Genomic DNA, 6,518 nt, shown 5'->3' on the forward strand with positions numbered 1-6,518 from the left:
CTGCGCCGGAGGCGATGGGAGCTGCGGGAGTCGTAAGGGTGGGGGGAGCGCTACTGGGTGGCGAGGCCGCCGCAGACGTTCAGTGCCTGCGCGGTGATGCTGGCGGCGGTCGGCGTGGTGAGGTAGCCGGCCAGCGAGGCGACCTCCTCGGGAGTGGTGTAGCGGCCGAGCGGGATGTGGGCCTGGAAGTGCTGGTGGATGGTCTCCGGGGTGGTGTTGTACGCGGTCGCGTACTCGTGGTGGATCCGGGTGGTGTGCGGGGTGTGCACGTAGCCCGGGCAGATGGCGTTGACGGTGGTGCCGGTCGGTGCGAGCTCCTTGGCGAGGGCCTTGGTGAAGCCGATGACGGCGTGCTTGCTCGCGGTGTACGGGGCGCCGAAGGTGACGGCCTGCTTCCCGGCCGTGGACGCGATGTTGATGATCCTCGGGTGGGTGGTGCTGGTGATGCGCCCGTGCTTGAGGGTCTCCCGGGTGACCAGGAAGACGGCGTTCAGGTTGGTGTCGATGACGTCGTACCAGAGGTCGTCCGTGGTGGTGGCGGTCGGCCCGCCGCCGGTGCGGCCGGCGTTGTTGACCAGCACCGTGATCGGGCCGTGCTCGCCGACCGCGCGCCGGATCAGCGCGCTGACCTGGGTGGGGTCGCGCACGTCGCAGGTGGTGCCGTCCGCCTCGTGGCCCTCGCTGCGCAGGGTGGCCAGCGCCTGGGTGATGTGCTGGGCGGTGCGGGCGCAGATGTAGAGGCGGTGGCCACGGTTGCCGAGTTCGCGGGCGATGGCGAGGCCGATTCCGCGGGTGCCGCCGGTGATCAGGGCGAGGGGCTTTTCGAGTGCGGTCGTCATGGCGGGTCCTGTGGGTGACGGGTCCTCTGGGAGAGGGCGGGACGGGCGCTCGGGTTTCCGGCCCCTGGTCCGTGGCCGGAGTGCTGCTCGGCCTCAGGCCGAGTAGAGGTTGTAGGTGGTCGGGTGGGCCGTGGTCGGGGTGTTGAGGGTGGGGTCGAGGTTGAGGATCGCGTGGTGCAGGTGCTGGAGGTGCGGGGAGGGCTGGATGCCGAGTTCGGTGGTCAGCCGGTGCCGCAGGTGGCGGTAGGCGGTGAGGGCGTTGGTCTGCCGGCCGGCCCGGTAGAGCGCGACCATGGCCTGGGCGTGCAGGCCCTCGTGGTGCGGGTGCTGGTGGGTGAGGTGGGTGAGCTCGGGGATCAGCTCGTTGTGCCGGCCCAGGCGCAGGTCGGTGTCGATCCGGCGCTCCAGGGTGATCAGGCGGCTCTCCTCCAGGCGCATGATCTCGATGGTGAGGATCGGTCCGGGACGGACGTCGACGAGGGCGGGGCCGTGCCAGAGCGCGAGGGCCTGCCGGAAGTGCGTGGCGGCCTGGTGGTCGTGACCGTGGTTGAACGCGTGCTGGCCCTGGGTGGTGAGCAGGTTGTAGGTGTGGACGTCGAGGTTGTCCGGGTGGGTGGTGAGCTGGTACCCGCCGTGCCGGGTGGTGAGGATGTCCTTGGCGGTGATGTGCGGGGTCGGCCCGAGCCCCTGGGTGATCCGGCGGCGCAGCTGGAGGATGTACGTCTGCATGGTGGTGAGGGCCTGTCTGGGAGGACTGTCGCCCCAGATCTCCTCGATCAGGGTGGCGGTGGGCAGGATGCGGTTCGGGTAGAGCGCGAGGAGGGCGAGGATCTGGCGCTGCTTGGCGGCGCTGGGGACGACGGAGATGCCGTTGAGGTCGGCGGTGAGGGGGCCGAGGACCTTCAGGTGCATGACGGTTCTCCTCTCGGGCAGGCGGTTCGGTCTGGTGTTCGGATCCAGGGGATGGTCGGGCGGATGCGTCGCACCCTAGTTGCGCCGGGAAGTGGGGGCCGGATTCCTCGAGTGCCCGTCGAGCGCGGTTCCGGGCGCTCTGGTGGGGAGACGGGTGCGGGTGGCCGGGAGGTGGCGGCCCCAACTCTGCTCCCGTCAAAGCTTGGTAAAGTCTGGCGATCCCTCTAGATGTGACATTGCACATATCACATCATGCTCCCCATGAGAAAAGTCATCGCCCTGTTCGCGGCCGTCGCGGCCGTGGCCGCCCTCGGCGGCACCTCCGCCTCCGCCACCGAACCCGACGCCGCCGCCCCCGAGGACCTCGGGCAGGGCAGGCTCGTCTGGAGCTCCTGTAACGACGCCGCCACGCCCGCGCTCCAGTGCGCGATGCTCGAGGTGCCGGTGGACTACGCCGACCCGCACGGCCGCAAGATCAAGATCAAGGTGAACCGCCTCCCCGCCACTGCCCCCAAGGACAAGCAGCAGGGCCCGATCCTGCTCAACCCCGGCGGTCCCGGCGACTCCGGGCTCTGGATGCCCGCCTACATCTCCGGCCAGATCCCGCAGGACGTCGCCTCGACCTACGACTGGATCGGCTTCGACCCGCGCGGCACCAACGGCAGCGACCCCCATGTCGTCTGCGACGCCCACTACTTCGACGGCGAGCGCCCCGACTACCAGGTGAGCCAGGGGACGTCCAAGGCCTGGCTGGCCAAGGCCGCCGGCTACGCCGCCGACTGCGCGGCCGACTGGTCCTGGCTGATGCCGCACATGACCACCGTGGACAACGCGCGCGACATGGAGAGCATCCGCCGGGCGCTCGGCGCACCGAAGATCAACTTCTACGGCGGCTCCTGGGGCACCTCGCTGGGCTCCACCTACGGCCAGCTCTACCCCTCGCACGTGCGGCGGATGGTGCTGGACAGCATCGTCGGACCGACCATCAGCTGGTACGACCACAACATCCTGCAGGACAAGGAACACCAGCGCCGCTTCGACGCCTTCGCCGCCTGGACGGCCAAGGCCGACAACGTCTACCACCTGGGCACCGACGCCGCCGCCGTCAAGAAGGCCTACGACCAGGTCGAGACCGCGCTGCGGACCAGCCCCGTCGACGCGGCGCCCGCGCCCGGCAAGATCGGCCCGGCCGAGTTCGAGGACACCTTCTACGGCGGCGGCTACAACTTCCTCCGCTGGCCCCGGATGGCCACCGTCCTCTCCGCCTACGTCACCCAGCACGACACCCGGCCGCTGAACATCGCCTACAACCGCTACGCCGCGCCCGGCGCCGACGACGGCACCTTCCCCGCGTACAACGCCGCGCAGTGCACCGAGAACGCCTGGCCGCGCGACTGGGAGGTCTGGAAGAAGGACCAGGCCAAGGTCAACGAGGTCGCGCCCTTCTACACCTACAACAACATGTGGTACAACGCCGCCTGCATGTTCTGGCCCTACCAGGGCAACCCGGCCGGCCGGCTGAAGATCACCGGCAAGGGCCTGCCGCCCGTCCTGCTCTTCCAGGCCACCGAGGACGCCGCCACCCCGTACGAGGGCGGGCTCGCCATGCACGACGCGCTGCCCGGCTCCAAGCTGGTCGTCCAGACCGGCGGCAGCTTCCACGAGATCCTGTTCCACGGCAACGCCTGCCTGGACGACACCTTCACCGCCTACCTGCGGGACGGCAGCCTCCCCAAGGGCAACGGACGGATCGCCAAGACCTGCGCGCCCGAGGCGGATCCCGCCCCGGTCTACGTGACCCCGCCGCCGGCCGCGACCGCCAAGACCGCCGGGGCCCCGGCGGCCGCCGGCACCGGGACCGGCGCCGGCCCGCTCGCGCCGACGGACCCGGAGGCCGTGCACGGCGTCCTGCGGTAACCCCCTGCCCGTTCAGCGGGCCGGCCCGCTTCCCCGCCCCGCCGAGCGGTCGAGGAAGCGGGCCAGCCCGGCCCGTACCCCCTCGGTGGGCACGGTCGCGGCGAAACAGGCCGCCTCGACGGCCAGCCCCTCGTCGATCGGCAGGTTGATCCCCCGGGTGACGGCCCGCAGGCAGGCCGCCACCGCCGTCGGGGCGTGCCGGACGATCCGGTCCGCCAGGTCCCGTGCCGCGTCCAGCAGTTCGGCGGCCGGGACGACGGCGTTGACCAGGCCCAGCTCGGCCGCCCGGGCGGCCGGGAAAGGGTCACCGGTCAGGATCAGCTCCAGCGCCCGCTTGCGGCCGACGTGGCGCGCCAGCCGCTGCGAGCCGCCGAACGGCGGCGGGAAGCCCAGCGTGATCTCCGGCTTGGCGAAGGTCGCGTGCTCGGCGGCCAGGGCCAGCGGCGCGGCCTCGGTGAGCTCGCAACCCCCGCCGTACGCCAGGCCGTTGACAGCCACGATCACCGGCTTCGGGAACTCCTCGATCCGCCGGGTGAGCGCGTGGCCGCGCCGCACGAACTCCCGCAGCGCCCGCTCCGGCCCGCCGCCGATGCTCGCGGCCAACGAGGGGATGTCGGCGCCCGCGCTGAACGCCCGCTCCCCGGCCCCGGTCAGGACGACGGCGCGGACGGAGTCGTCGGCCTCGATCCCGTCGAGCGCCGCGAGCAGCGCGTCGATCGTCGGGTAGTCGAGCGCGTTGAGCTTCGCCTCCCGGTCGATGGTGAGGGTGACGATCTGCCGGTCCCGTTCGGTGCGGACGCTCATGCCGGGGTGCTCCTTGTGCCTCGGTGCGGACAACTGCGAGGCTAGGAGGGGTATCCAGGACGATCCACTTATTGTCCTGGATATACCTGCGGCCGGTTCCCGCGGCGGCAGCCCCGACGCCCTGGAGCCGCATGCGCCCGCCCGCCTACAAGGCCGTCGTCGACGAGCTCGCCGCCGCGATCCGCTCCGGCGAACTCCCAGCCGGCACCCGGCTCCTCACCCACCGCGCCCTCGCCCGCCGGCACCGGATCGCGCTGGCCACCGCCACCCGCGTCTACGCCGAACTGGCCGCCGCCGGCCTGGTGGTGGGCGAGCGGGGCCGCGGCACCTTCGTCCGCACCCGCTCCGGCTTCGACGGGATCGAGCCCTCGCGGGCGCTCCCGGTGCCCCGGATCGCCGACCTCTCCTTCAACCAGCCGCTGGCCCCCGGCCAGGGCGACCAGCTGCGCCAGGCCCTGCGCGCCCTGGCGGCCTCCGGCGACGTCGAGGCGCTGCTGCGCCAACAGCCGCCCGGCGGACACCGGCACGACCGTGCGGTGGTGGCCACCTACCTGCTGACGCGCGGGATCGACACGGCACCGGAGAACGTCCTGCTGACCAGCGGAGCCCAGCAGGCATTGGACTGCGTGCTGCGCACCCTCACCCGGCCCGGCGACGTCCTCGCCGTCGACGCGCTCAGCTACCCCGGCGTCAAACTGCTCGCCGCCGCCCACGGCCTCGACCTGGCACCCGTCCCGGTCACCCCGGCCGGCCCCGACCTGGACGCGCTCGACCGGCTCTGCCGGGCCCGCCCGGTCCGCGCCGTCTACACCATGCCGACCGTCCACAACCCGCTCGGCTGGGTGCTCGACCGGCCCCAGCGGGACCGCCTGGCCGACCTCGCCCGGGTCCACGACTGCCTGCTCGTCGAGGACGGGACGTACGCCTTCCTGGAGGCGGCGCCGCCCCCGCCCCTGCACGCCCTCGCACCCGACCGCACCTGTTACCTCGCCGGGCTCTCGAAGAACCTCGCCCCCGGCCTGCGGTTCGGCTTCGCCGTGCTGCCCACCAGGCTGCTCAAGGCCGCCACCGCCAGCCTGCGGGCCGCCGCCTGGGGCGCCCCCGGCCTGGTCACCGCGCTCGCCACCGGCTGGCTCGCCGACGGCACCGTCACCCGCCTGGAACGCGACCGCCGCGCCGACGCCGCTGCCCGGCAGGACATCGCCCGCACCGAACTGGCCGGCCTGGACATCACCGCCCACCCGGCCTCCTACCTGCTCTGGCTCGGCCTCGCGCCGCACCAGCGCCCCGACCACGTCGCGGCCGTCCTGGCCGGCGAGGGCATCCTGGTCTCCACCGCCGACGCCTTCGCCACCGGCCCGTACCACCCCCAGGCCCTCCGACTCGCCCTGGCCACCCCACCCCGCGCCGAGCTGGCGCCCGCCCTCCGGCGGCTCCGCACGGCCATCGAGGCCATCCCGCCGTAGGGCCCGGCAGCGCTCGTCGGCCGGGCCCTACGGCGGGTCGCGGCCTGCCGTGCTTTCCGGCCCGATTTCCTTCCTCCCTTTCCATTCCCCCCTCCCTTTCCTTTTTGCCGCCCGCATCCGCATTTCCGGGCCGGAATTCCGCCCCGGTGGAGGGCGGGTCGAGACGCGGTGGAAAGGGCTTTCGGGCCGGATGGGGGTGTGTTGTCGTGGATGGCGGGGGAGCCGGGGGTGCAGCCCCGTGGACAGGCGGTCACCGGCGGATACCGCTGGTGGGCGGCGGTGTAGACGCTCGCGCATGGACGTGAGTGCAGTGGCTATGGTTCGCCGGCTCGCGGGGGGATTTGATGGGTGCCATGACGACGAACCGTCGGGCCCGCGGATCGGCCGCGGCCCACGGATCGCGTCGGACCGGCCGGACCTCTCCGGCGGTCCGGTTCCTCGGGTTTCCTCCGTTTCTCTGAATGAGGTGGTCATCGTGGTTGCTGCGGGTGCTGGGGTTCTGCCGGTGGATGCGGGTGTGGTGCTGGTGGTCGGGGGGACGGGGAAGACGGGGCGGCGGGTGGCGGAGCGGTTGTCGGCG

The 6,518-nt window shown here is 72.6% G+C and carries 6 protein-coding genes; 3 read left to right on the forward strand and 3 right to left on the reverse strand.

The genetic code is table 11. The annotated features are described in order from the left end of the window. Positions 1–50: 50 nt before the first annotated feature. A complete protein-coding gene (locus ABTY15_RS25510) occupies positions 51–839 on the reverse strand; it encodes an SDR family NAD(P)-dependent oxidoreductase (RefSeq protein ID WP_350599797.1) in 789 nt (262 codons plus the stop codon). Positions 840–932: 93 nt separating this feature from the next. Beyond that, the gene (locus ABTY15_RS25515) at positions 933–1,751 is read right to left on the reverse strand and encodes an AfsR/SARP family transcriptional regulator (RefSeq protein ID WP_350599799.1); all 819 of its coding nucleotides are present in this window, start codon (positions 1,749–1,751) and stop codon (positions 933–935) included. A gap of 261 nt (positions 1,752–2,012) precedes the next feature. Between ABTY15_RS25515 and ABTY15_RS25520 the strand changes: the two genes are divergently transcribed. After that, on the forward strand, positions 2,013–3,668 hold the full coding sequence (locus tag ABTY15_RS25520) for an alpha/beta hydrolase (protein WP_350599800.1): 1,656 nt from the start codon (positions 2,013–2,015) through the stop codon (positions 3,666–3,668). A gap of 12 nt (positions 3,669–3,680) precedes the next feature. Here ABTY15_RS25520 and ABTY15_RS25525 read toward each other — a convergent pair whose 3' ends face one another. Then, entirely contained in the window at positions 3,681–4,472 is a 792-nt protein-coding gene (locus ABTY15_RS25525; protein WP_350599803.1) for a crotonase/enoyl-CoA hydratase family protein, read from the reverse strand. A gap of 131 nt (positions 4,473–4,603) precedes the next feature. On the opposite strand from ABTY15_RS25525, the gene ABTY15_RS25530 reads away from it, so the two are divergent. Beyond that, positions 4,604–5,938: an aminotransferase-like domain-containing protein gene (locus ABTY15_RS25530; protein WP_350599806.1), complete on the forward strand. Its 1,335-nt coding sequence runs from the start codon at positions 4,604–4,606 to the stop codon at positions 5,936–5,938. 295 nt (positions 5,939–6,233) lie between these two features. After that, the coding region (locus ABTY15_RS25535) for a hypothetical protein (RefSeq protein ID WP_350599809.1) at positions 6,234–6,518 on the forward strand (285 nt) is incomplete at its 3' end.

The sequence above is a fragment of the Kitasatospora sp. NPDC097643 genome (assembly GCF_040302625.1).
Taxonomy (GTDB): Bacteria; Actinomycetota; Actinomycetes; order Streptomycetales; family Streptomycetaceae; genus Kitasatospora.